A 20,359-nucleotide genomic window follows, 5' to 3' on the forward strand; every position below is an offset into this window, starting at 1 on the left:
GTTCAGCGCGGCGGCGCGACTATCGCCGCTGACTCGGGCGGCAGCGCGATGGTCCGTGCCATCATCCGGCCGGGTGCCGTCTCCAGCAGGATCCGCGAGTCGGGGCCGAGGTCGAACTCCACCTCCTCCGTGGTGAGGTTCACGAGCACCGCGAGCTCACCCCGCTCGATGCGGTAGGCCCGGTGCTCTGGTGTGCCCTCGAGATGAGAGACCGAGACGACGTTGTGAGACATCTCGGGGTCGGTCAGTTCGGGCACCTCATGTCGCAGCGCGATCAGACGTCGATACAGATCGAGCATCCGAGCATGGTGCGGTGATTCGAGCTCGCTCCAGTCCAGCCGCGACCGCTCGAAGGTCGCAGGGTCCTGGGGGTCGGGCACAGCGGCCGGGTCCCATCCCATCTGCGCGAACTCGGCGATCCGCCCCTCCGCCGTGGCCCGGGCGAGCTCGGGTTCCTTGTGAGATGTGAAGAACTGCCAGGGAGTCGATGCTCCCCATTCCTCGCCCATGAACAGCATCGGGGTTCCCGGCGCTGTCAACGTCAGCACCGCGGCGACGGCGAGCCGGTCGGATGACAGCGATGCCGTCAGCCGGTCTCCGGCCGCGCGGTTGCCGATCTGGTCATGATCCTGCGCGAACGTGACCAGACGCCAGGCGGGAACGCTCGGCGGCAGCGGGGTGCCGTGCGCTCGTCCGCGGAACGACGAATACGTGCCGTCGTGGAAGAACCCGTCCTGCGTGACCTTCGCGACAGCATCCGGTGCCGCGAAATCGGCGTAGTACCCGTCGGTCTCGCCGGTGAGCGCGACGTGCACTGCGTGATGCCAGTCATCCGACCACTGAGCGGTGAGACCGTATCCGCCGGCCTCGCGGGGGAGGACCATGACGGGGTCGTTGAGATCGGACTCGGCGATCAGGCTCAGGGGGCGATCGACCTCGCGCGACAGTGCATCCACGCGCTCGGACAGCTCATGCAGGAGATGCGGTGTGCTGTCGTCGTGCAGGGCGTGCACGGCGTCGAGACGCAGACCGTCGACGTGGAAGTCACGCAGCCACATCAGGGCGTTCTCGATGATGTACTCGCGCACGGCCGGTTCATCGAGGTTCACCGAGTCGCCCCACGCGGTGTGCTCGCCTTCGCGCAGGTAGGGGCCGAACTCGGGCAGGTAGTTGCCGCTCGGGCCGAGGTGGTTGTAGACCACGTCCTGGATCACCGCGATGCCGCGCGCATGAGCGGAATCGACGAACCGCTGATACGCGGCCGGGCCCCCGTACCCCTCGTGCACGGCGTACCAGAGCACGCCGTCGTATCCCCAGTTCCACTCACCACTGAACGCGTTGACCGGAAGAAGCTCGACATGGGTGATGCCGAGCTCGACGAGGTGATCGAGGTGCCCGGCGAGCGAGTCGAGTGTCCCCTCGGGCGTGAACGTGCCGACGTGCAGCTCGTAGATCACACCGCCGTCGAGCCGCCGTCCGCTCCAGCCGGTGTCGGTCCACTCGAAGCGGGCGGGGTCGAACAGGGCCGAGGGCCCGTGCACGCCTCGAGGCTGCCGGCGCGACCGAGGGTCGGGGCGCAGCTCGGTGCTGTCGCCGAGCAGAAAGCCGTAGCGCTCGCCCTCGGCCATCGCCACATCCGTGCGCCACCACCCGGACCCGTCATCCGCCGGGTCGAGATCGTGCTCCGAGATCGTCGTGCAGGCGGGGGTGAGACGCCGCAGCTGCACTCTGTCGACGCGCGGAGCCCAGACCGAGATCATCGCTCATCCACCAGGAGCGCCACCGGATAGGTGTCGAGAAGGTCGGCGAGACGGATCGGCCCACGGTCGAACCGACGCCCCGTGATCGCGTCGGTCGCGGGCAGCTCCCGGCGCAGCAGCACCGTGTCGCCCCAGCCGCCTCGACGGGCGAGTCCTGCGGGCAGACGCGTCGCGACGGCGAGCACGCCGCCCCGGTCCATGGCGACCGCATGATCCGATGCCTCCCCGGCGACGCCACCGGGGCGATACCGGTAGAACAGCTCGCGGTTGTCTCTGCGCAGACGCAGCGCGCGAGAGGTGACGAGCATCTTCGCGAGACCCGAGTCGTCGACAGGGGGGAGGACGCCGCGGGCGACGTCCTCATCGAGTCGCCGGAGCATCGCCGATCGTTCGGCGAAGTCCACAGGCCGCCGGTTGTCGGGGTCGACGAGGGAGTGATCCCACAGTTCGGTGCCCTGATAGACGTCCGGCACACCGGGGGCTGCGAGCTGCAGAAGCTTGGCGGACAGCGAGTTCACCCGGCCGTGATCGACGATCTCGGCCACGAACCCCTCGAGGATCGCGCGGGCGTCTCCGTTCGCCGCGTTCGCGATCGATTCGATGCCCTTCTCGAACTCGAGGACGGGATGCTGCCATCCGGTCGACTCCGCGGCTTCGCGCGCCGCCTTCAGGCCGTACGCGAGCAGTCGCTCCGATGAGATCGGCCAGGCTCCCACCGCCGCCTGCCAGAGCAGAGAATCGAGGGGGCCGTGTCCGGTCGACGCGACGGCCCGAAGATCGGTCAGGGCCTCGGCCCATCGATCCGGAACCTCTGCGAGCACCGAGAGGCGTGCGCGGACGTCTTCGGATCGCTTCGTGTCGTGGGTCGACAGTGCGGTGAGAGAGTGCGGCCACGACGCCAGCCGCGCTCGCTGCGCGTCATGGAACCCGTCGACCGAGACGGAAGTGATCGACGGGTCGCCGCCGACCTCCGTCAGGGTTCCGAGGCGGGTGTGGCGGTAGAACGCGGTGTCCTCGACGCCCTTCGCCATGACGGCGCCCGTCACCTGCGGAAAGCGCTCCGACACCTCGAGAGTCGTGTCGAGCAGCAGGGGCGTCAGCTCGGCGATCGATGCCGCCAGGTCGGGTCGTCGTCGGGAGGCGTCGTCGATCGCGTGCCGCAGGTGCTCGCGCCCCGCCGGCAGATACGCCCTGTAGACGGGGAAGCTGGCGACGATCTCGGCCAGCGCATCCTCGGCGCCGACCACACCGAACGGCAGCGCCCGCACCAGGCGGCGCACCTCGGACTGCAGCAGCTCGTCGGCGATCATCCGCTTGGTCGTATGGATCAGGTCGTGCCACGGCTCCGCTGCGGGCAGACCAGTCTCCGTGCGCAGCCGCGCGTCGAGTCGGTCGAGCGCTGCGACTCCGTCGCCGTTTATCAGGACGCGGTCGATCTCGCCCATCGCGTTGTATCCGGTCGTGCCGTCGGTGCGCCACCACGAGGGCAGCTGCTCGCCGGGCTCGAGGATCTTCTCGACGACCGTGTATGCGCCGCCGGTGATGTCCGCGAGTCGCTCGAGGTAGCCGCCGGGGTCTGTCAGTCCGTCGGGGTGGTCGACCCGCAGGCCGTCGGCCAGACCGTCGGTGATCCACCGTGCGATCTCGACATGCGACTCGTCGAAGACATCGGGGATCTCGACGCGGATGCCGGCGAGCTCAGAGACGGCGAAGAAGCGGCGGTAGTCGAGGTCGGTGTTCTGGTCTTCCCAGAACCGCAGCTCGTAGTGCTGGGCCTCCAGGAGCCTCGGCAGGTCTTCCGCGAACTCACCGGAGCCCGGCGCCAACGGCAGCACATGGTCGAAGTACGACAGCGTTCCGTCGGGGGCGTCGTCGGCGGGAGTGGTGTCGACCACGATGTCACCGGACTCGAGGACCTCTGAGAGCGACGAACCCAGGATCGGCAGACGCACCCGCCCCTCCGACAGTCGCCGGTCGATGTCGAACGCCACCGCGTGACGTGACGTGCGTCCGAGTCTCAGCAGATCCCACCACCAGACGTTGGCGCGGGGGATCGCCACGCCGACGTGGTTCGGCACGATGTCGACGAGGATGCCGAGTCCGGCTGCTCGCGCGGCGGCGGCGAACCGCTTCAGGCCGTCGGGGCCGCCGCGGTCGTCATCCACGCGGGAGTGATCGACGACGTCGTAGCCGTGGTCCGACCCGGGCACGGCGGCCAGGAGCGGTGACAGGTAGGCCCACGACGCCCCGAGATCGGCCAGATACGTCGTGACCGATGCCGCGTCGTCGAGGGTGAAGCCTGAGCGGATCTGCAGACGGTAGGTCGAGAGCGGGCGATACGTCATCGAGGCAGCTCCGGGGTGGGGGCCGGCGCCGGGGCCTCGGCCTGCTCCGTCTGAATGCGCAGCGACGCTTCGACCGAATTGTCCGTCGACACCACCGTCCGGTCGACGTCACGCAGCACGAGGAGCGAGTGGGCCTCGAGCGGGACTGACGCACCCGGATCCAGCGATCCGCCGTCCGCTCGCTCGCCCGCGGTGTCGATCATGACCTCCCACGCATGGCCGTGCCGCTCATCGGGCAGCGCGAGCTCGACGGCATCCGTGCCGCTGTTGAAGTAGACGAGGAAGTTCTGATCGGTGACGGGGCGACCACGTCGGTCCTTCTCGCGGATGCCCTGACCGTTGAGGAAGACCCCGATCGCGAGACCGAATCCGGAATCCCAGTCCTCCGGTTCCATGCGGCGGCCATCCGGACGCAGCCAGACGACGTCGGGCACGCGCTCGCCGTCGTCCGACCGCACCGGACGCCCGTCGAAGAAGCGGCTGCGTCGGAACGTCGGGTGGTCGCGGCGAAGCCTGGCCACCGCTGCGGTGAACTCCACGAGCGGCAGGTCGGCCGATTCCCAGTCGACCCAGGTGAGCTCGTTGTCCTGTGCGTAGCCGTTGTTGTTGCCGTCCTGGCTGCGGCCGAGCTCGTCGCCGTGCGCGATCATCGGCACTCCCTGCGACAGCAGTAGCGTCGCCAGGAAGTTGCGCTGCTGACGAGCGCGTATGCGGTTGATCCCCTCGTCCTCGGTAGGACCCTCCGCGCCGTGGTTGTCGGAGCGGTTGTGGGACTCTCCGTCGTTGTTGTCCTCGCCGTTCGCGTCGTTGTGCTTCTCGTTGTAGGACACAAGGTCGCGCAGTGTGAAGCCGTCGTGCGCGGTCACGAAGTTGATCGACGCCACAGGGCGGCGACCGGAGTGCTCGTAGAGGTCGGCCGACCCGGTGAGGCGGGAGGCGAACTCGCCCAGCGCCTGAGGCTCGCCACGCCAGAAGTCGCGCACCGTGTCGCGGTACTTGCCGTTCCACTCCGTCCACTGCGGGGGGAAGTTGCCGACCTGATATCCGCCCGGACCGACGTCCCACGGCTCGGCGATGAGCTTCACCTGCGAGACGATCGGATCCTGCTGCACGAGCTCGAAGAAGGCTGCCAGTCGATCGACGTCGTAGAACTCGCGCGCGAGGGTCGAGGCGAGGTCGAAGCGGAAGCCGTCGACGTGCATCTCGGTCACCCAGTACCGCAGTGAGTCCATGATCAGCTGCAGCGCATGCGGGTTGCCCGCGTTGAGGCTGTTCCCTGTGCCGGTGTAGTCGGTGTAGTAGCGGCGGTCCTCTTCGAGGCGGTAGTACGCCTCGTTGTCGATGCCCCGCATCGAGAGCATCGGCCCCATGTGGTTTCCCTCGGCGGTGTGGTTGTAGACCACGTCGAGGATGACCTCGATGCCCGCTGCATGGAGCGCGCGCACCATGGCCTTGAACTCCTGCACCTGCTGACCGTGCTGCCCGCTGGAGGAGTAGTCGTTGTGCGGCGCGAAGAACGCGAGGGTGTTGTAGCCCCAGTAGTTCGAGAGGCCCTTCTCTTCGAGCGTCGAGTCGTAGATGAACTGGTGCACCGGCATCAGCTCGATCGCGGTGACTCCGAGGTGCACGAGATGCGCGATGACCGACGGGTGACCGATCGCCGCATATGTGCCGCGCAGCTCCTCGGGGACATCGGGGTGCAGCTGCGTGAGTCCCTTGACGTGCGCCTCGTAGATCACGGTCTGCGCGTAGGGGATCTTCGGAAGGCGGTCGCCCGCCCATTCGAAGAACGGGTTCACGACCACGCCCTTCACCATCGTCGCGCCGGAGTCCTCGTCGTTGCGGGAATCGGGGTCGCCGAAGTCGTAGCCGAACAGCGGCTGTCCCCACTCCACACGACCTGCGACCGACTTCGCGTAGGGGTCGAGAAGGAGCTTGTTCGGGTTGAATCGCTTTCCCTGGGCGGGGTCGTAGGTGCCGTGCACGCGGTATCCGTACAGCTGCCCCGGCTGAACCGAGGGCAGATACCCGTGCCACACGTACGCGTCGACCTCTTCGAGCGCGATCCGCTCTTCGTTGCCGTCGTCATCGAACAGGCACAGCTCGACCTTCTCGGCGCCTTCGCTGAACAGGGCGAAGTTCGCGCCCTGGCCATCGAAGGTCGCACCGAGCGGGTAGGGGGAACCGGGCCAGATCTCGCGGCTCACTGAGCGCGCCGCTTCGAGACGGCGCGGTGCAGAACAGTCCGCACAGCGTCGTGGAAGTCATACACCTGAGCGATCTCGTCGGCGTGATGATAGGGGTGGCCCACGTAGCAGACGAAGACCGGATGCACGTGCTCGACGTATCCGACGGGACCTTCGTGGAGCACGACGTACCGATCGAGGTCGACACGTTCGTAGAGGGGCTCGGCCGGCGTGGAGGCTGTCGTGGGAGCCTGGCCGTCGGCGGGCTTGTGGTCATGCGCGGTATGGGTCTTCGCAGTCATGAGGGCTCCTGTTCTGTTGATGGGGTCCACGCTAAGAGATCCGAGCTCACAGGGAAATACCATTGCCTCCGCGCGAGGAACGCGCTATGTCGTGAGTACGCGTGGTGGCCGTGCAACCACCCCGCGGCCACCTGCGAGAATGGAAGCCCCGTGCCGATCCCGAACCGAGGAGCTCCCGTGCAGTACATCTCCACCCGAGGCGGCATGCAGCCGCTGCCGTACTGCGAGACCCTGCTCGAAGGGCTCGCGACAGACGGCGGGCTCGCCGTGCCCGAGACCATGCCGACGGTCGACGGTGAGACTCTCGAGCGCTGGCGGGCGCTGACCTACCCGCAGCTCGCGACCGAGGTGCTCGCGTTGTTCGCGACGGACATCCCCCGTGTCGATCTCGCGCGCATGACCGCGGCGGCATACGACCAGTTCCCCGAAGAGGTCGTGCCGCTGCGCTCGATCGATGACGACCTCACGCTCGTGGGTCTCTCCGAGGGCCCGACGCTGGCGTTCAAGGACATGGCCATGCAGTTCCTCGGCCAGGTCGTCGAGTACGCGCTGGAGCGCAAGGGCTCCGTCCTGAACATCCTCGGCGCGACCTCCGGAGACACGGGATCGGCTGCCGAGCACGCGCTGCGCGGCAAGGACCGCATCTCGGTCTTCATGCTGTCTCCGAAGGGACGCATGAGCGCGTTCCAGCGTGCGCAGATGTTCTCGCTCGCCGACGAGAACATCCACAACATCGTGGTCGACGGCGTGTTCGACGACTGCCAGAACCTCGTCAAGTCGCTCGCGGGCGATCTCGACTTCAAGCGGGCCCAGCACCTCGGCGCCGTCAACTCGATCAACCTCGCCCGCATCACCGCTCAGGTCGTCTACTACTTCTGGGCATGGCTGCGCGCGACGGATGCCGGCGGCTGGACCGAGGTCTCGTTCACCGTGCCGTCGGGGAACTTCGGCAACATCCTCTCGGGGTTCTTCGCGAAGCAGATGGGCCTCCCGATCCGTCGGCTCGTGCTCGCCGCCAATGAGAACAACGTGCTCGACGAGTTCTTCCGCACCGGTGTCTACCGGCCCCGCAGCGCGGCGCAGACGCTCGCCACCTCGAGCCCGTCGATGGACATCTCGAAGGCCTCGAACCTCGAGCGCTTCATCTTCGAGCTCGTCGGGCGCGATGCCGCACGCGTGGTCAAGGCCTGGCAGGATCTCGACACCCAGGGCTTCTTCGATTTCACCGCCGACCTGGCTCGTTTCGTCGACGAGTTCGGCATCGTCAGCGGCACCTCGACCCACGCCGACCGACTCGCGACCATCAAGGCGGTCTACGAGGCGACGGGCGACATCATCGACCCTCACACCGCGGACGGGGTCAAGGTCGCCCGCGAGAATCTCGAATCGGGTGTGCCGATGCTCGTGCTCGAGACCGCGAAGCCGCAGAAGTTCGCCGAGACGATCCGCGAGGCGATCGGCGTCGAGCTCGAGTACTCCTCGGAGCTGCGCGCCATGCTCGATGCTCCGCAGCACCGGACCGAGATGGCAGACGATGAGCAGGAGCTCCGTGCGTTCATCGAAGCGAAGGCCCTGAGCTGAGCTGAGTCGAGCCGCCCCGTGGCGACCCGGGCGACCTGACACCACGAAGACCCCCTCCTGCGGACGCCCGCAGGAGGGGGTCTTCGCAGTCAGCGGATCGGCAGCATGCGACTCACTCGGGGTCGCCGTGCAGCATCCATGGGATCCCGAATCGATCGACGAGCATCCCGAAACTGCCGCCCCACGGCGCGGCGTCGAGCGGCATAGTGACCGCCGCGCCGTCCGACAGCGCATCCCAGACCTGCTGCGTCTTCTCCTGCGTATTGCCGCTCAGGGAGACCGAGAACCCCTGAGGCGGCTCGAAGGGGATGCCGTCGGGGGTGTCCGACGCCATCAGCACCAGGCCGTCGGGCGTCGTGAGCTGCGCGTGCATCACGAGGTCGTTCTGATCGGGGTTCTGCACCATGTCGGGGAACTCGCCGAACACGGTGATCTCGAGGTCCCCGCCGAGGATGCCCTGATAGAACTCCATCGCCTGTCTCGCTTCGGTGCGGAACGAGAGATACGGATTGAGTGTTGCCATGACTGCCCCCAGCTCTGTCAGGCAGGGCCCTCGTCGGCCCCGCTGCGGCTCATTCTGCGCTGGGGGTCGGACATCCGCAAGAGCGGCGTCGTCGCTCAGTCGGGGAGCGCCTTCACCGCCGCGGTCAGCACCTGAGGCACGGTCGGCACGCCTTCTGCCCGGAAGACCTCCGCACCCGCGGCATCGCGGATGATGACCGTGGGGGTGAACCGGATGTCGAGCGCCTCCGCCGCATCCGGCTCGGATGCGACGTCGATCTCGGTGACGGTCGCATCGGGAAGGTAGCGCACCGCATCAGCCACGACCGCACGGGTTCGAGAGCAGGCGCCGCAGAACGCGGATGTGACCAGCGTGAGTTCCATCGCTCTCCTCTCGGCTCTCGATGTGCAACCCGGCGCCGGCTCGTCGTGTTCCCGGATCGAGGTCAGAACTCGGTGCGCTTGACGAGACCCCGATTCGTGCGGATGTGCTCGTAGTCCCACTGCACGACCCGTGACTCCGACAGCCAGACGGCGAGACGGTCGGTGTCGATCTCCGAGACGTCGACGAACCTCGCCTCGGCCGCCTCGAACGATCCGGACGCGACGAGTCCGGGCTCGGCGAACGACTGGCCACTCCAGAACATCAGTCGCACGGCATCCTTCAACCGGTCGTATCCCACGATCGGATTGCCGTCGAGGAACCAGACGGGGTGCGCGTGCCACACCTTGGCGGACGCCTCGGGAAGCCCCCGGTCGATCTCGTCGGCGAGGCGCTCGCAGATCTCGCGATCTTCGGGGGTGAGTCTCCGGTGATAGTCGTCGATCTCTGGCGCGCGGGTCATGGTGCGAGTATGGCCCGTGCGGAGGCCGCCGTCGAGGATCAGGTGCGAGTCGTCGTGGACCGAGGATGCAGCAGACCGGAGAGCGCACCGAGCGCAGCACCGACGAGGGTGTCGACGATACGTTCCCACGCGACGTCCATCGAACCGATCTCGCCGGTCGCCGCACCCGTCAGCAGCAGCACGAGCGGGGTGATGAAGACGAGAGCAAGGGCGTAGTGGCGCACCACGACGAGCTCGATCGTGAACTGCAGGGCGCCGAGAAGCAGCGCCAGCCAGAGACCCGAGGGATGCAGCAGGGCGAGAAGCGCGTAGACCCCCGCGCCGACGACGGTCCCGAGCATGCGGTGCAGTCCGCGCTGCACGGCGGCGCGGCGGGCGGCTGCCACGCCGATCACAGCGACGGCCGATCCGACGATCCAGTACGTGCGCGTCGGGTCGATCACCAGCCCGAGCAGCACGCCGATGATCGCGACGATCGCCACCCGGATCAGCAGCATGCGTGAATCGGCCGTGAACGCGGGCCCCGGCAGCAGCTCACGCAGCGGCCTGGCCGAGACCGAATGCGCACGGGGGAGCAGAAGCGGCGCCATCGCGACCAGATAGGAGAAGACGCATCCCGCCGCGAGCGCGGCGATGTAGACCATCGGTGCGATCGGTGAACTGACGATCACATGAGCCGAGAGGCCGAAGACCAGCACGAAGAAGAGGGGCCCCGGTGGACCGAGCCGGAAACCGAACGCCAGAGCCGCGCTGACGACCGCGACGACCACGACGCCGATGCTCACGAGCCAGGCGTTCGCGGAGGCAGCGACTCCGAGTGCGGCGCTGGTGATCAGGCCCGCGGCGACGAAGGGCAGGATCCTGGCCCGTTCGACCACAGGAGCGGTGCCGGCGAAGAGGACCGTGAATGCGCCCGACGCCGCGATGTAGCCGAGCGAGGGCTGACCGATCATGGTCATGACGGCGATCGGCACCGCGATGCCCAGCGCTGCCTGGGTGGCGAGGTGCCAGCGCGGACCGCGCTTGGGTGCCAGGGCGAACAGGCTCATCCTTCTATTGTCTCGCGGTGCCGAGGACCCGCGGGACGCGGCTGAGCCCTTCCGCTGCGTCCGGAGTGCCGGTGGGAGGCAACGAGCCCGGCGCTACGATGGCCGACGTGACAGAACCTCGCCCCGGAATCGCCGAACGCCTCTCGCAGATGATCCGGCTGCCGACCGTGTCGGCGGAGCTGGAGGAACGCGGATCCGAGCCGTTCGAGGCGTTCGTCGCGTTGATCGCCGACCTCTACCCGCTCGTTCACGAGCACCTCGCGCTCGAGCGGCATACCGATTTCGGGCTGCTCTTCCGCTGGTCGGGCAGAGAGGCTGTGGCCGACGGGCCGGTCGTGCTGATGGCGCATTACGACGTCGTCCCGGTGGATGAGAGCGATGCATGGACGCACCCCCCGTTCGAGGGCGTGATCGCCGACGGGGTGGTCTACGGGCGCGGGGCTCTCGACGACAAGGGTCCGCTGATCGTCGTGCTCGAGGCGGTCGAGAATCTGCTCGCCGACGGGTTCGTCCCCGCGCGAGACGTCTACCTCTCATTCGGAGGCAATGAAGAGACCTTCGGTCGAGCGGCCGAGGAGATCGCGCGGGTGCTGCGCGAGCGCGGCATCATCCCGTGGCTCGTGGTCGACGAAGGCGGCGCGGTCGTCGACGCCCCACTGCCTTTCGTACCGGGCCGAGCGGCGATGATCGGCGTCGGGGAGAAGGGTGTGATGACCCTGACCCTCTCGGCGCGCGGCGAGGGCGGCCACGCGTCGGCTCCACCCTCTCTGACCGCCGTCCGGAGGGTGGCGAGAGCCGTCGATCGGCTCGGGCCGCGGACGTTCCGACCACGGCCCTCGAAGGCGATCGGGCGGATGCTGTCGCAGCTCGGCGCTCAGACGCCCGGTCCGGCGCGACATCTGCTGCGCCTGCTCGGATCCGCGCCGCTGCTGACCGGTCAGCTGTTCGCCGCGCTCGGCGGTGAGCCCGCCGCTCTCGTGCGCACGACCGTGGCCCCGACGATGCAGTCGGGTGGCACGGCGGCGAACGTCCTCCCCTCGCAGGCGTCGGCGACCGTGAATCTGCGCATCGCTCTGGGCGAGACGACGCAGCAGACCGTGCTGCGGGTGCGTCGGCGCATCCGGGATCCGCTGGTCACGGTCCGCGTCGAGGAGGCGAGCGAACCGTCACCCGAATCTGCGACCGACAACGCCCAGTTCGCGGTGCTCGCCGACGCGCTCGCGGTCTCGCACCCCGGGGTCCCCGCCGTGCCGTACGTGATGATGGCGGCGACGGACTCCCGCCACTTCCACCGTTTCGCGCCGGCCGTCTACCGCTTCGCACCGATCGACATGTCGAACGCGCAGCGGGCGTCGATCCATGGCGTCGATGAGAACGTCGAGATCGCTGCGCTCGAGCGGGGGGAGCGGTTCCATCGGGCTCTCCTCGAGCGGCTAGGGTGATCTCACCCCTTCGAGGGCGTCTCGGCGCCCGAGTCAGCCCTTTCACCGAGGAGCCGCGATGACGCGCACCCGCACTCTGGGAACCCTCGCCACCGTCGTCGGCTTCCTCGCCTTCGTCGAGTTCACCAGCGGCGTGCTGCAGGGCTATTACACGCCCATGCTCACCGACATCGCGCGGCATCTGGGAATCCACGACGCCGACGTGAACTGGCTCGAGGGCACGCAGCTCATGCTCTCGGCTCTCGTCGTGCCGGCGTTCGCGAAGCTCGGCGACATGGTCGGCCACAAGCGGATGCTGTTGATCTCGACGGCGCTGACCGCCGCCGCGGCACTCGTGCTGCCGTTCACGGACTCCTTCCCCGTGTTCCTGATCGGCTGGACGCTGATGGGGTTCTACGTCGTCTGGCTGCCGCTCGAGATCGCGCTCATCTGGTCGCGCTCACGCCGGATGGAGGGACGCTCCTCGATCACGGCGAAAGCGGCAGGGCTGCTGGTGGCGGCGCTCGAAGGCGGCGCGATCATCGGTGCTCTCGTCGGCGGCGCGCTGATCGATGTCCTCCCGCTGACGGTCGTCCTCCTCATTCCCGCGGTGCTGATCGTCGTCTGCTTCTTCGTGATCCTGTTCGGGGTGAAGGAGTCGCCCGATCCGACCGGCGGCGTGTTCGACACGGTCGGCGTCGTGCTGATCTCGCTCGCCCTGATCTGCTTCACCGGCGGGCTGAGCCTGCTCCGTCTCGAGGGCGGACTCGTCAACCCCTGGTCATGGGCGGTGGTCGTGCTCGGCCTCCTGCTCGTCATCCCGTTCGTGCTCTGGGAGCTGCGCTGCGATGACCCTCTCATCGACGTGCGCATGTTCCGCTCACCGGCCCTCGGGCCTGTGTTCCTCACCGCCGGCCTGTTCGGAGTGAGCGTTCTCGGGGCCCAGGCGCCGCTGTCGACGTTCGCGCGCACCGATCCGGGTGTCTACGGCTATGGACTCGGAACGACGGGTTTCGCGACGTCGCTCATCATCGGGCTGTATCTGATCGCGATGATCGCTGGCGCACTGCTGTTCCCGCTCGTCGCTCGACTGGTGAGCCCGCGGATCACTCTCATGGGCGCGTCTCTCCTCGTCGGCATCGGGTTCCTGCTGTTCCTGCCTTTCCATGACTCCTATGTGCAGGTGGTGACCAACATGGTCATCGTCGGACTCGGCTCCGGCGCTCTCGTGGCGGCTCTCCCCGCGGCGGCTGCGTCGGCGGCGCCCGCGACGCAGACCGGTGTCGCGACGGGGCTCACCAACTCGGTCAAGACGGTCGGCGGAGCGATCGCCTCGTGCATCTTCGGGATCGCACTGCTCAACGGCGTGAGCGGAGCGGTCGAGGGCACCGCAGGGTCATTCGCCGGCTACGTCACGGTCTGGGTGGTCTGCGGCGTGACGGCGCTCGTCGCCGCCGCGATCCTCGTCTTCGTTCCCAAAGAGGCTTTCACCGACCGGACGGATGCCGAGGCCGTCGCCACCCCGATCGCCTGACGTCAGCCCGGATCGAGGCCGAGGACCCGCGAGATCTGAGGCCAGGCCTGCGCGCCGAGCGCTGCATCCGCGCGCGGTGTGCCGCCCCGAGCCATGTGCATGCCGCCGGCCGCGGCGGCCTCGCCGGGCAGGAGCAGACGATGCCCTGCATCCGGATGCTGGACGATCGTCGTGCTTCTGCCATGGGCATGTCGGCGCTGTGAGATCGCCGTCGTGAACGCGGTGCTCGGCCAGACGCGGTCGTCGCCTCCGGCGATCAGCAGCAGATCGCCGGAGATCCGCTCGACGGGAATCGTCGCCGCAGCAGTGAGTGCCGGGTCGAGGGTCAGGCTCGTCGAGTACAGCGAGAGGTACTCCGGCGGATCGCTCATCGGCGTCCATGCCGGATCGAACTCGACCGCCGGCAGCGGAGAACCGCCCAGAGTCCAGTGCGAGGACCAGCGGCCCTCCGCCAGCCCGGACCAGACGACGGACGACGGGGAGACGGCGATGGTCGCGTCGATCTCGACGGTGGAGGCGGTGACGAGGGCCGCCTCGGCGCCGAACGACGTTCCGAAGATCGCCACGCGATCGTGATCTCGTCGCAGCAGCTCGATCTGATCGATGAACATCTCGATCGGCACCTCATGGGGCGCCGGTCGCTGGCCGATGCCGCCGAACCAGCGGATCGCTCGCACCCGAGTGCCCCGATGGCCGAGCAGATCGGCGCGAGCGGACTCGAGGCGCCCACTCGAACCCGCGAGCAGCAGCACGGCTGTGCCGCAGGGGCGCTCGGGGAATGCGTCGTAGACGTCATCCGAGGCGATGGACGAAGGCATGAGGTGGTGGGCCGATGTCAGTCGCGGTCGAGCCCGAACGAGCGCTTGACCACGGCCTGCATGTCGCGGTCGAGTCCGTCGATGCGCGTGCTCACGGTGTCGAAGCGGGCGTTCATCTCGCCGCGGAGTCCGCCGATCTGGGCGTTCATCTCGCCGCGGAGACCCCCGATCTGGGCGTTCATCTCGTTGCGGAGGCCACCGATCTCGGTGCGGACGACCCGGATGAACAGTGTGGAGACGACGGTCAGCATGCCGAACATGAGCGCGGTGAAACACCCGATCATGGTCCAGATCTGCGCGTCGGTCATGAGGTGCACCATGTCATCCTCGCATCGTTCCACGCCGAGCAGCGGAATGGAGGTCGCTGTATACCGTCATCCCGAGCAGTGGGAGGAACTGCTAGTCGCAGGGTGGTCGTGCAGGAGGGGTGGGCGGGGAATCCTCATCACTCGCCCACCCCCGTGCTCAGTCGCCCTTGACGTTGACGAGCTGACGCAGTGCTGCGCCCACCGCAGCTCGCGGATGTACCGGGTGAACTCGGGAGTGCCTTCGACGAGGTACGCGAGGTCGGGGTCGGGCAGCTCGATCCACCACTGCTTTGCCAGCCGCTGCGCGACGGCGATGTGGTGACCGGCGATCCGGTTGCCGACGCCTCGAGAACCCGAGTGCAGGAAGAGCCACACGCGGTCGAGCGGCAGTCAAGCGGAATCGTGCGGGGGGTTGTGCATGAACTCGACGCGGATGCCGTCGGCATCCTCGACGAAGGAGGCGTAGTAGCGGTCGGTGTACCGCGGGTACTCCTTCGGGTCTCGGACGGCCGTCCATCCGGCATCGAGCGCCACTGCATGCAGGCGATCCACCTCATCGCGCGAGGGCATGGCGAACGCGATGTGCTGCCAGCCGACCCGGCCGTGGCGGTGAGGGCCGGAGTCCTCATCCCATGCGTACAGGATGATCTCTGTCTCGTCGCCGTTGTTCCACGAGATGGAATGGTCGTCTTCGCCGCCGCTCACGTAGCCGAGCGCCATGAGCACGGGGTGGAACTGGGCTCTGCCCCGTTCGAGGTCGTCGACGGTGATGCCCAGATGATCCAGAAGTGCCATGCGTCCAGTCTTCCAGTCGAGGCACGCGCGGCACTAGTGCGGCGCGTGGTACTCGGCTTCGCCGCGCTTCCAGTAGCCCTTGACCACGGCGTTCGCGGAGTCGATGCCCCAGCGGTCCAGCAACGCGCGTCCCGGTTTGACGATCGACTGTTCGGCCGCGATGAACACGAACGGGTCGTCGCCGATCGCATCTTCCACCGCCAGGTCGTCGAGGAACGAGATGAGCGCGGAGCCAGAGGGAGCATCGCCGCGATGCAGCCATTCGATGTCGACAGGGGCTTCGATGTCGATCTCACGCCCGGCCGAGACCGTCTCGACCACGATTCGAGCGGCGACGCCGGCGGGGATGAGCGCCGCGAAGCGTCGGATGGCGGGGATGGCCGTCTCGTCTCCGGCGAGCAGCCAGGAGCCGGGGGTGCCGTTCAACACTGCCGACCCGCGGGGCCCGCCGACGCCGATCGATGACCCGAGAGCAGCAGTCGCCGCCCAGGGGGCTGCGACACCCGAGTCGCCGTGCACGGCGAACTCGACGTCCAACCAGTCCGCGCCCCAGGCCAGAGGTGTGTACTCACGACTCGGTGCAGCCCGCATCTCCTCGACCGATCCCACCGGGCCGGAGGGGAAGAACAGACGCATGTGGTCGTCGGAGCCCGGGGAGTCGAAGCCCTCGAGGTCGCCGCCCGTGAGGCGCACACGCACGAAGTCGGGTGCCAGCCATTCCCGGGCGCTCAGCGTGACGGTGCGGAAGCGCAGATCGAGGCCTCGGCGCTCGATGGAGAAGCCGGATTTCGTATCGCTCATAAAGTAAGGCTAACCTATCTTGGAGGCGGAGTTAGGGGAGCCTAACTCCGCCTGTCCTGCGCCGCCCGCGCGCACTCACCACCGCAGAACAGGAGTCTCTCCATGTCCATGCCCAGAATCCTCAGCGCCACGAGCGTCGGTCTCGTCGGCCTTCTCGCCCTCGCGGGCTGCGCCTCCGGAGCCGAAGCCGAGCCGGCCGAGACCGCCCCGGCCGCCGACTCGGTCACGATCGAGGACAACACCGGATCGCACGAGATCGCCACGCCTCCCGCATCCGTGGTCGCACTGGACAACCGCACGTTCCAGACGCTCTCCGACTGGGGAGTCGAGCTCTCGGCCGGTGCGGTCGCGCTCATGCCCGACACGGTGTCGTACCTCGACGACGACTCGATCGTCGACATCGGCCTGCACAGCGAGCCCGACCTCGAGGCGATCGTCGCCGTCGAACCCGACCTCATCATCAGCGGACAGCGCTTCACGCAGCACAACGAGGCCATCGCCGAACTCGTGCCTGAGTCGACGATCATCGATCTCGAGCCTCGCGAGGGCGAGCCCTTCGACGACGAGCTCAAGCGACAGGTGACCGTGCTCGGCGAGATCTTCGGCAAGCAGGACGAGGCGCAGTCACTGGTCGACGATTTCGACGCGGCGGTGGAGCGGGCGAAGGCCGCCTACGACGACGCCGACACCGTCATGGCCGTGAACACCTCGGGCGGCGAGATCGGGTATCTGGCACCGACCGTGGGCCGCTCGCTCGGACCGATCTACGACATCCTCGGCCTGACCCCGGCGCTCGAGGTCGCCGATGCCTCGGACGACCATCAGGGCGACGACATCTCGGTCGAGGCGATCGCCGCCTCGAACCCCGACTGGCTTCTCGTGCTCGACCGCGACGCCGTGTTCGCCGCAGAGACCCCCGACTACGTGCAGGCATCCGAGATCCTCGAGAGCTCCGAGGCGCTCGCCGGCGTCACGGCAGTCGCTGACGAGCAGATCGTCTACATGCCCACCGACACCTACCTCAACGAGGGCATCCAGACGTACACGACGTTCCTGAACGACCTCGCCGACGCCCTCGAGGCCGCCCAGAAGTAGTCCGCTCGGCGGCATCCGCTCGAGGGCGGATGCCGCCGGCCGGCGTCTCACGATGTCTCGCACCGCGTTCTCCACCGAGCCGCCCCGGTCTGCCGGGCGGCTCTTCGACGTCAAGCTCCTCGTCGGCATCCTCGTCGTCCTCGCACTTCTCGTCGTGTCCCTGTTCACAGGCGTCTACGACATCGCGGGAGCCGCCGACGGTGCCGAGATGTTCCAGATCACCCGGGTCCCGCGCACGATAGCCCTCGTGCTCGCGGGTGCCGCCATGGCGATGGCGGGGCTGGTGATGCAGCTCCTCACTCAGAACCGCTTCGTCGAGCCGACCACCACCGGCACCACCGAATGGGCGGGCCTCGGTCTGCTGATGGTCATGGTGCTCGTGCCGAACCCCTCGATCCCGCTGAGGATGGCAGGCGCCATCATCGCGGCCTTCATCGGCACCATGGTGTTCTTCGCCTTCCTGCGCCGCGTCTCGCTGAAGTCGTCTCTCATCGTCCCGATCGTCGGCATCATGCTGGGTGCCGTCGTCGGATCGGTGTCGACCTACTTCGCACTCGTGACCGACTCGCTGCAGGCCATCGGCGTCTGGTTCGCGGGCAGCTTCACATCGGTGCTCCGAGGGCAGTACGAGATGCTCTGGATCGTGGCGATCGTCGGAGTCGTCGTGTTCGTCGTCGCCGACCGTCTCACGATCGCCGGGCTGGGCGAGGAGATCGCGACGAACGTCGGGGTCGACTACAACCGGGTGATCCTGCTCGGAACAGTGCTCATCGCCGTCACCACGGGCGTGGTCACGGTCATCGTCGGCAACCTTCCCTTCCTCGGGCTGATCGTGCCGAACATCGTCTCGATGGTCCGCGGCGACGATCTGCGCAGCAACCTGCCGTGGGTCTGCCTGCTCGGCATCGCGATCGTCACCGTCTGCGACATCATCGGACGGACGATCATCGTGCCGTTCGAGGTGCCGGTGTCGCTGATCCTCGGCATCGTCGGCGCGATCGTCTTCATCCTGCTCCTGCTGAGGCAGCGTCGTCGTGGCTGAGGCGATCGCGGCCGGCACCCGCACCTCCGGATCCTTCACGACTCCGCGCGCGCGACGGCGATACGTCATCGTGCTCGGCATCCTCGTCGCCCTCTCCGTGGCCTTCGCCTTCGCTCTGCTCGCGTGGGAGAACCCGATGCCGATCGGATCACCCGGATTCTGGCGCATCGCGAAGCTGCGCGTGACGAACGTGACCGTGATGGCCGTGGTCGCCGTGGCGCAGGCGATCGCCACCGTGAGCTTCCAGACGGTCACCAACAACCGCATCATCACGCCGTCGATCATGGGATTCGAGTCGCTGTATCGCGTCGTGCAGACCACCACGGTGTATCTGTTCGGCGTCGCCGGTCTCGTGGCGATCCAGGGCGTCTGGCAGTTCGGCCTGCAGGTCGTCATCATGGTGGGGCTTGCGATGGTGCTCTACGGATGGCTGCTGTCCGGACGCTACGGCAACCTGCAGATCATGCTGCTCATCGGGATCATCATCGGCGGCGGTCTCGGAGCGATCTCGACCTTCATGCAGCGGCTGCTCACGCCCAGTGAGTTCGACGTGCTCGCGGCGCGACTGTTCGGCAACGTCTCGAACGCCGACGCGTCGTATCTGCCGCTCGCCATTCCGCTGTGCATCGCGGCCTCGGCGCTGCTCTGGATGAGGTCCCGGAGGCTGAACCTGCTCGCGCTCGGACCCGACGTGTCGCGTTCGCTCGGCCTCGACCACAAGCGCGAGCTCTTCATGGTTCTCTTCCTGGTCGCCGTGCTGATGGCGACATCGACCGCGCTGGTCGGTCCGATGACGTTCCTCGGATTCCTCGTCGCGACTCTCGCGTACCAGTTCGCCGACACGTACGATCATCGACTCATCTTCCCGGTGGCCGTGCTCGCGGCCTTCACGATCCTCGCCGGGGCCTATTTCGTCATGAAGAACGTCTTCTACGCGCAGGGGATGGTCTCGATCCTCATCGAGCTCGTCGGCGGAACCGTCTTCCTCATCGTCATCCTCAGAAAGGGCAGGCTGTGATCACACTCGAGGGCGTCCGCCGCGACTACAGCGACCAGGTCGCGATCGGCCCCGTGGATCTCCGGATCCCCGCCGGGGGCATCACGGCGCTGATCGGTCCCAACGGCGCGGGCAAGTCGACGCTGCTGACGATGATCGGTCGGCTCGGCGGCATGGACGCCGGGGCGATCGAGATCGCCGGATACGACGTCGCGACCACGAAGTCGAAGGACCTCGCCAAGATCGTCTCGGTGCTCCGCCAGGAGAACCACTTCGTCACGCGGCTCACCGTGCGCCAGCTCGTCGGTTTCGGGCGCTTCCCGCACTCGCAGGGCCGCTTGACCCGCGCTGACGAGGAGATCATCAGCGGGGCGATCGACTTCCTCGACCTCGGCGACCTGGAAGGGCGCTACCTCGACGAGCTCTCGGGAGGCCAGCGGCAGCGAGCCTACGTCGCGATGGTGCTGGCGCAGGACACCGAGTTCGTGCTGCTCGACGAGCCGCTCAACAACCTCGACATGAAGCATGCCGTGCAGATGATGAAGCACCTGCGTCGTGCGGCTGAAGAGCTCGGGCGCACGATCGTGATCGTCCTGCACGACATCAACTTCGCAGGTCATTACGCCGACCATATCTGTGCCATGAAAGACGGTGAGGTGGTGGAGTTCGGCCCTCCCTCCGCGATCATGACCGGTGAGGTGCTCACCCGCGTGTTCGACACGTCCGTGCAGGTGGTCGAGGGGCCCTCGGGTCCTCTCGCGGTGTACTACTGACGCTCAGAGCTCGACGCCGTGGTCCTCGTCGTTGACGCCGGCATTGCGGCCCCGGCGGGATTCGTAGCCGATGAACCAGCCCAGCCAGACGATCGCGGCGAGCAGGATGCCGAGCCAGACGTTCTGGAAGATCAGGCCGATCACGACACCGACGATGAGAAGACCTGCGGTGACGGAGAAGCGGAGTGCGTTGCGCGACATGGGCT

General features: G+C 67.6%; 20 protein-coding genes and 1 pseudogene. 7 read left to right on the forward strand and 14 right to left on the reverse strand.

What is annotated here, in order from left to right; all coding sequences use genetic code 11:
• Nucleotides 1-2: 2 nt before the first annotated feature.
• From treZ to MRBLMI13_RS11815, 4 genes are read right to left on the reverse strand one after another with little or no spacing between them, the layout of a single operon-like run.
• Nucleotides 3-1,760: a malto-oligosyltrehalose trehalohydrolase gene (gene treZ / locus MRBLMI13_RS11800; protein ID WP_367822723.1), complete on the reverse strand. Its 1,758-nt coding sequence runs from the start codon at nucleotides 1,758-1,760 to the stop codon at nucleotides 3-5.
• The gene (treY, locus tag MRBLMI13_RS11805) at nucleotides 1,757-4,105 is read right to left on the reverse strand and encodes a malto-oligosyltrehalose synthase (protein ID WP_367822725.1); all 2,349 of its coding nucleotides are present in this window, start codon (nucleotides 4,103-4,105) and stop codon (nucleotides 1,757-1,759) included. Before treY ends, treZ begins: the two co-directional genes overlap by 4 nt.
• Complete coding sequence (glgX, locus tag MRBLMI13_RS11810) at nucleotides 4,102-6,312, reverse strand: glycogen debranching protein GlgX (RefSeq protein ID WP_367822727.1); 2,211 nt, start codon at nucleotides 6,310-6,312, stop codon at nucleotides 4,102-4,104. The genes treY and glgX overlap by 4 nt, the downstream gene beginning before the upstream one ends.
• Nucleotides 6,309-6,593 (reverse strand): hypothetical protein, encoded by a 285-nt coding sequence (locus MRBLMI13_RS11815; RefSeq protein ID WP_056375657.1) that lies wholly within the window; start codon nucleotides 6,591-6,593, stop codon nucleotides 6,309-6,311. The genes glgX and MRBLMI13_RS11815 overlap by 4 nt, the downstream gene beginning before the upstream one ends.
• Before the next feature lie 177 nt (nucleotides 6,594-6,770).
• On the opposite strand from MRBLMI13_RS11815, the gene thrC reads away from it, so the two are divergent.
• On the forward strand, nucleotides 6,771-8,174 hold the full coding sequence (gene thrC / locus MRBLMI13_RS11820; RefSeq protein ID WP_367822730.1) for a threonine synthase: 1,404 nt from the start codon (nucleotides 6,771-6,773) through the stop codon (nucleotides 8,172-8,174).
• A gap of 112 nt (nucleotides 8,175-8,286) precedes the next feature.
• Here thrC and MRBLMI13_RS11825 read toward each other — a convergent pair whose 3' ends face one another.
• The 4 genes from MRBLMI13_RS11825 to MRBLMI13_RS11840 form a co-directional block, all read right to left on the reverse strand.
• Nucleotides 8,287-8,697: a VOC family protein gene (locus tag MRBLMI13_RS11825; protein WP_367822732.1), complete on the reverse strand. Its 411-nt coding sequence runs from the start codon at nucleotides 8,695-8,697 to the stop codon at nucleotides 8,287-8,289.
• A 95-nt stretch (nucleotides 8,698-8,792) separates the two neighbouring features.
• Nucleotides 8,793-9,059: a thioredoxin domain-containing protein gene (locus MRBLMI13_RS11830; RefSeq protein WP_042538922.1), complete on the reverse strand. Its 267-nt coding sequence runs from the start codon at nucleotides 9,057-9,059 to the stop codon at nucleotides 8,793-8,795.
• A 62-nt stretch (nucleotides 9,060-9,121) separates the two neighbouring features.
• Entirely contained in the window at nucleotides 9,122-9,520 is a 399-nt protein-coding gene (locus tag MRBLMI13_RS11835; protein ID WP_079112291.1) for a DUF1801 domain-containing protein, read from the reverse strand.
• Between the two features lie 38 nt (nucleotides 9,521-9,558).
• A complete protein-coding gene (locus MRBLMI13_RS11840; protein ID WP_367822734.1) occupies nucleotides 9,559-10,569 on the reverse strand; it encodes an FUSC family protein in 1,011 nt (336 codons plus the stop codon).
• 98 nt (nucleotides 10,570-10,667) lie between these two features.
• Between MRBLMI13_RS11840 and MRBLMI13_RS11845 the strand changes: the two genes are divergently transcribed.
• The gene (locus MRBLMI13_RS11845) at nucleotides 10,668-12,011 is read left to right on the forward strand and encodes a M20/M25/M40 family metallo-hydrolase (RefSeq protein WP_367822736.1); all 1,344 of its coding nucleotides are present in this window, start codon (nucleotides 10,668-10,670) and stop codon (nucleotides 12,009-12,011) included.
• Nucleotides 12,012-12,069: 58 nt separating this feature from the next.
• Entirely contained in the window at nucleotides 12,070-13,524 is a 1,455-nt protein-coding gene (locus MRBLMI13_RS11850) for an MFS transporter (protein ID WP_056375663.1), read from the forward strand.
• Nucleotides 13,525-13,526: 2 nt separating this feature from the next.
• On the opposite strand, the gene MRBLMI13_RS11855 is transcribed toward MRBLMI13_RS11850, so the two are convergent.
• The 5 genes and pseudogenes from MRBLMI13_RS11855 to MRBLMI13_RS11875 form a co-directional block, all read right to left on the reverse strand.
• On the reverse strand, nucleotides 13,527-14,342 hold the full coding sequence (locus MRBLMI13_RS11855) for an acyl-CoA thioester hydrolase/BAAT C-terminal domain-containing protein (protein ID WP_079112294.1): 816 nt from the start codon (nucleotides 14,340-14,342) through the stop codon (nucleotides 13,527-13,529).
• A gap of 17 nt (nucleotides 14,343-14,359) precedes the next feature.
• On the reverse strand, nucleotides 14,360-14,650 hold the full coding sequence (locus MRBLMI13_RS11860; protein ID WP_367822739.1) for a hypothetical protein: 291 nt from the start codon (nucleotides 14,648-14,650) through the stop codon (nucleotides 14,360-14,362).
• A gap of 189 nt (nucleotides 14,651-14,839) precedes the next feature.
• Nucleotides 14,840-15,031: pseudogene (locus MRBLMI13_RS11865) on the reverse strand (RtcB family protein); the annotation flags it as partial.
• Nucleotides 15,032-15,040: 9 nt separating this feature from the next.
• Nucleotides 15,041-15,445 (reverse strand): VOC family protein, encoded by a 405-nt coding sequence (locus MRBLMI13_RS11870; protein WP_367822741.1) that lies wholly within the window; start codon nucleotides 15,443-15,445, stop codon nucleotides 15,041-15,043.
• A 33-nt stretch (nucleotides 15,446-15,478) separates the two neighbouring features.
• On the reverse strand, nucleotides 15,479-16,246 hold the full coding sequence (locus MRBLMI13_RS11875; protein ID WP_367822743.1) for a siderophore-interacting protein: 768 nt from the start codon (nucleotides 16,244-16,246) through the stop codon (nucleotides 15,479-15,481).
• Nucleotides 16,247-16,348: 102 nt separating this feature from the next.
• Here MRBLMI13_RS11875 and MRBLMI13_RS11880 point away from each other — a divergent pair, with 102 nt between their 5' ends.
• Genes MRBLMI13_RS11880 through MRBLMI13_RS11895 form a run of 4 tightly spaced genes read left to right on the forward strand, consistent with a single transcriptional unit; the run spans nucleotide 16,349 to nucleotide 20,153 of the window.
• Entirely contained in the window at nucleotides 16,349-17,341 is a 993-nt protein-coding gene (locus MRBLMI13_RS11880; RefSeq protein ID WP_367822745.1) for a siderophore ABC transporter substrate-binding protein, read from the forward strand.
• A 52-nt stretch (nucleotides 17,342-17,393) separates the two neighbouring features.
• Complete coding sequence (locus MRBLMI13_RS11885; protein WP_367822747.1) at nucleotides 17,394-18,383, forward strand: iron chelate uptake ABC transporter family permease subunit; 990 nt, start codon at nucleotides 17,394-17,396, stop codon at nucleotides 18,381-18,383.
• Nucleotides 18,376-19,401, forward strand: coding sequence for an iron chelate uptake ABC transporter family permease subunit (locus tag MRBLMI13_RS11890; protein ID WP_367822749.1), 1,026 nt, complete (start codon nucleotides 18,376-18,378; stop codon nucleotides 19,399-19,401). Before MRBLMI13_RS11885 ends, MRBLMI13_RS11890 begins: the two co-directional genes overlap by 8 nt.
• Entirely contained in the window at nucleotides 19,398-20,153 is a 756-nt protein-coding gene (locus MRBLMI13_RS11895; RefSeq protein ID WP_367822751.1) for an ABC transporter ATP-binding protein, read from the forward strand. Before MRBLMI13_RS11890 ends, MRBLMI13_RS11895 begins: the two co-directional genes overlap by 4 nt.
• Before the next feature lie 3 nt (nucleotides 20,154-20,156).
• Here the strand turns inward: MRBLMI13_RS11895 and MRBLMI13_RS11900 are convergent, their stop codons facing one another.
• Nucleotides 20,157-20,354 carry a hypothetical protein gene (locus tag MRBLMI13_RS11900; protein ID WP_042538943.1) on the reverse strand — a complete coding sequence of 66 codons (198 nt, stop codon included), beginning with the start codon at nucleotides 20,352-20,354 and terminating at the stop codon, nucleotides 20,157-20,159.
• Nucleotides 20,355-20,359: the final 5 nt, after the last annotated feature.

It is taken from the genome of Microbacterium sp. LMI13-1-1.1 (genome assembly GCF_040815625.1).
Classification (GTDB): domain Bacteria; phylum Actinomycetota; class Actinomycetes; order Actinomycetales; family Microbacteriaceae; genus Microbacterium; species Microbacterium forte.

Coding starts and splice junctions, on each gene's coding strand:
- MRBLMI13_RS11850 (WP_056375663.1), top strand. CDS start 12,070: ATGACGCGCACCCGCACTCTGGGAACCCTCGCCACCGTCGTCGGCTTC.
- MRBLMI13_RS11825 (WP_367822732.1), bottom strand. CDS start 8,697: ATGGCAACACTCAATCCGTATCTCTCGTTCCGCACCGAAGCGAGACAG.
- MRBLMI13_RS11900 (WP_042538943.1), bottom strand. CDS start 20,354: ATGTCGCGCAACGCACTCCGCTTCTCCGTCACCGCAGGTCTTCTCATC.
- treY (WP_367822725.1), bottom strand. CDS start 4,105: ATGACGTATCGCCCGCTCTCGACCTACCGTCTGCAGATCCGCTCAGGC.
- MRBLMI13_RS11860 (WP_367822739.1), bottom strand. CDS start 14,650: ATGACCGACGCGCAGATCTGGACCATGATCGGGTGTTTCACCGCGCTC.
- MRBLMI13_RS11815 (WP_056375657.1), bottom strand. CDS start 6,593: ATGACTGCGAAGACCCATACCGCGCATGACCACAAGCCCGCCGACGGC.
- MRBLMI13_RS11870 (WP_367822741.1), bottom strand. CDS start 15,445: ATGGCACTTCTGGATCATCTGGGCATCACCGTCGACGACCTCGAACGG.
- MRBLMI13_RS11880 (WP_367822745.1), top strand. CDS start 16,349: ATGTCCATGCCCAGAATCCTCAGCGCCACGAGCGTCGGTCTCGTCGGC.
- MRBLMI13_RS11830 (WP_042538922.1), bottom strand. CDS start 9,059: ATGGAACTCACGCTGGTCACATCCGCGTTCTGCGGCGCCTGCTCTCGA.
- MRBLMI13_RS11835 (WP_079112291.1), bottom strand. CDS start 9,520: ATGACCCGCGCGCCAGAGATCGACGACTATCACCGGAGACTCACCCCC.
- MRBLMI13_RS11885 (WP_367822747.1), top strand. CDS start 17,394: ATGTCTCGCACCGCGTTCTCCACCGAGCCGCCCCGGTCTGCCGGGCGG.
- MRBLMI13_RS11840 (WP_367822734.1), bottom strand. CDS start 10,569: ATGAGCCTGTTCGCCCTGGCACCCAAGCGCGGTCCGCGCTGGCACCTC.
- treZ (WP_367822723.1), bottom strand. CDS start 1,760: ATGATCTCGGTCTGGGCTCCGCGCGTCGACAGAGTGCAGCTGCGGCGT.
- MRBLMI13_RS11875 (WP_367822743.1), bottom strand. CDS start 16,246: ATGAGCGATACGAAATCCGGCTTCTCCATCGAGCGCCGAGGCCTCGAT.
- MRBLMI13_RS11855 (WP_079112294.1), bottom strand. CDS start 14,342: ATGCCTTCGTCCATCGCCTCGGATGACGTCTACGACGCATTCCCCGAG.
- MRBLMI13_RS11845 (WP_367822736.1), top strand. CDS start 10,668: ATGGCCGACGTGACAGAACCTCGCCCCGGAATCGCCGAACGCCTCTCG.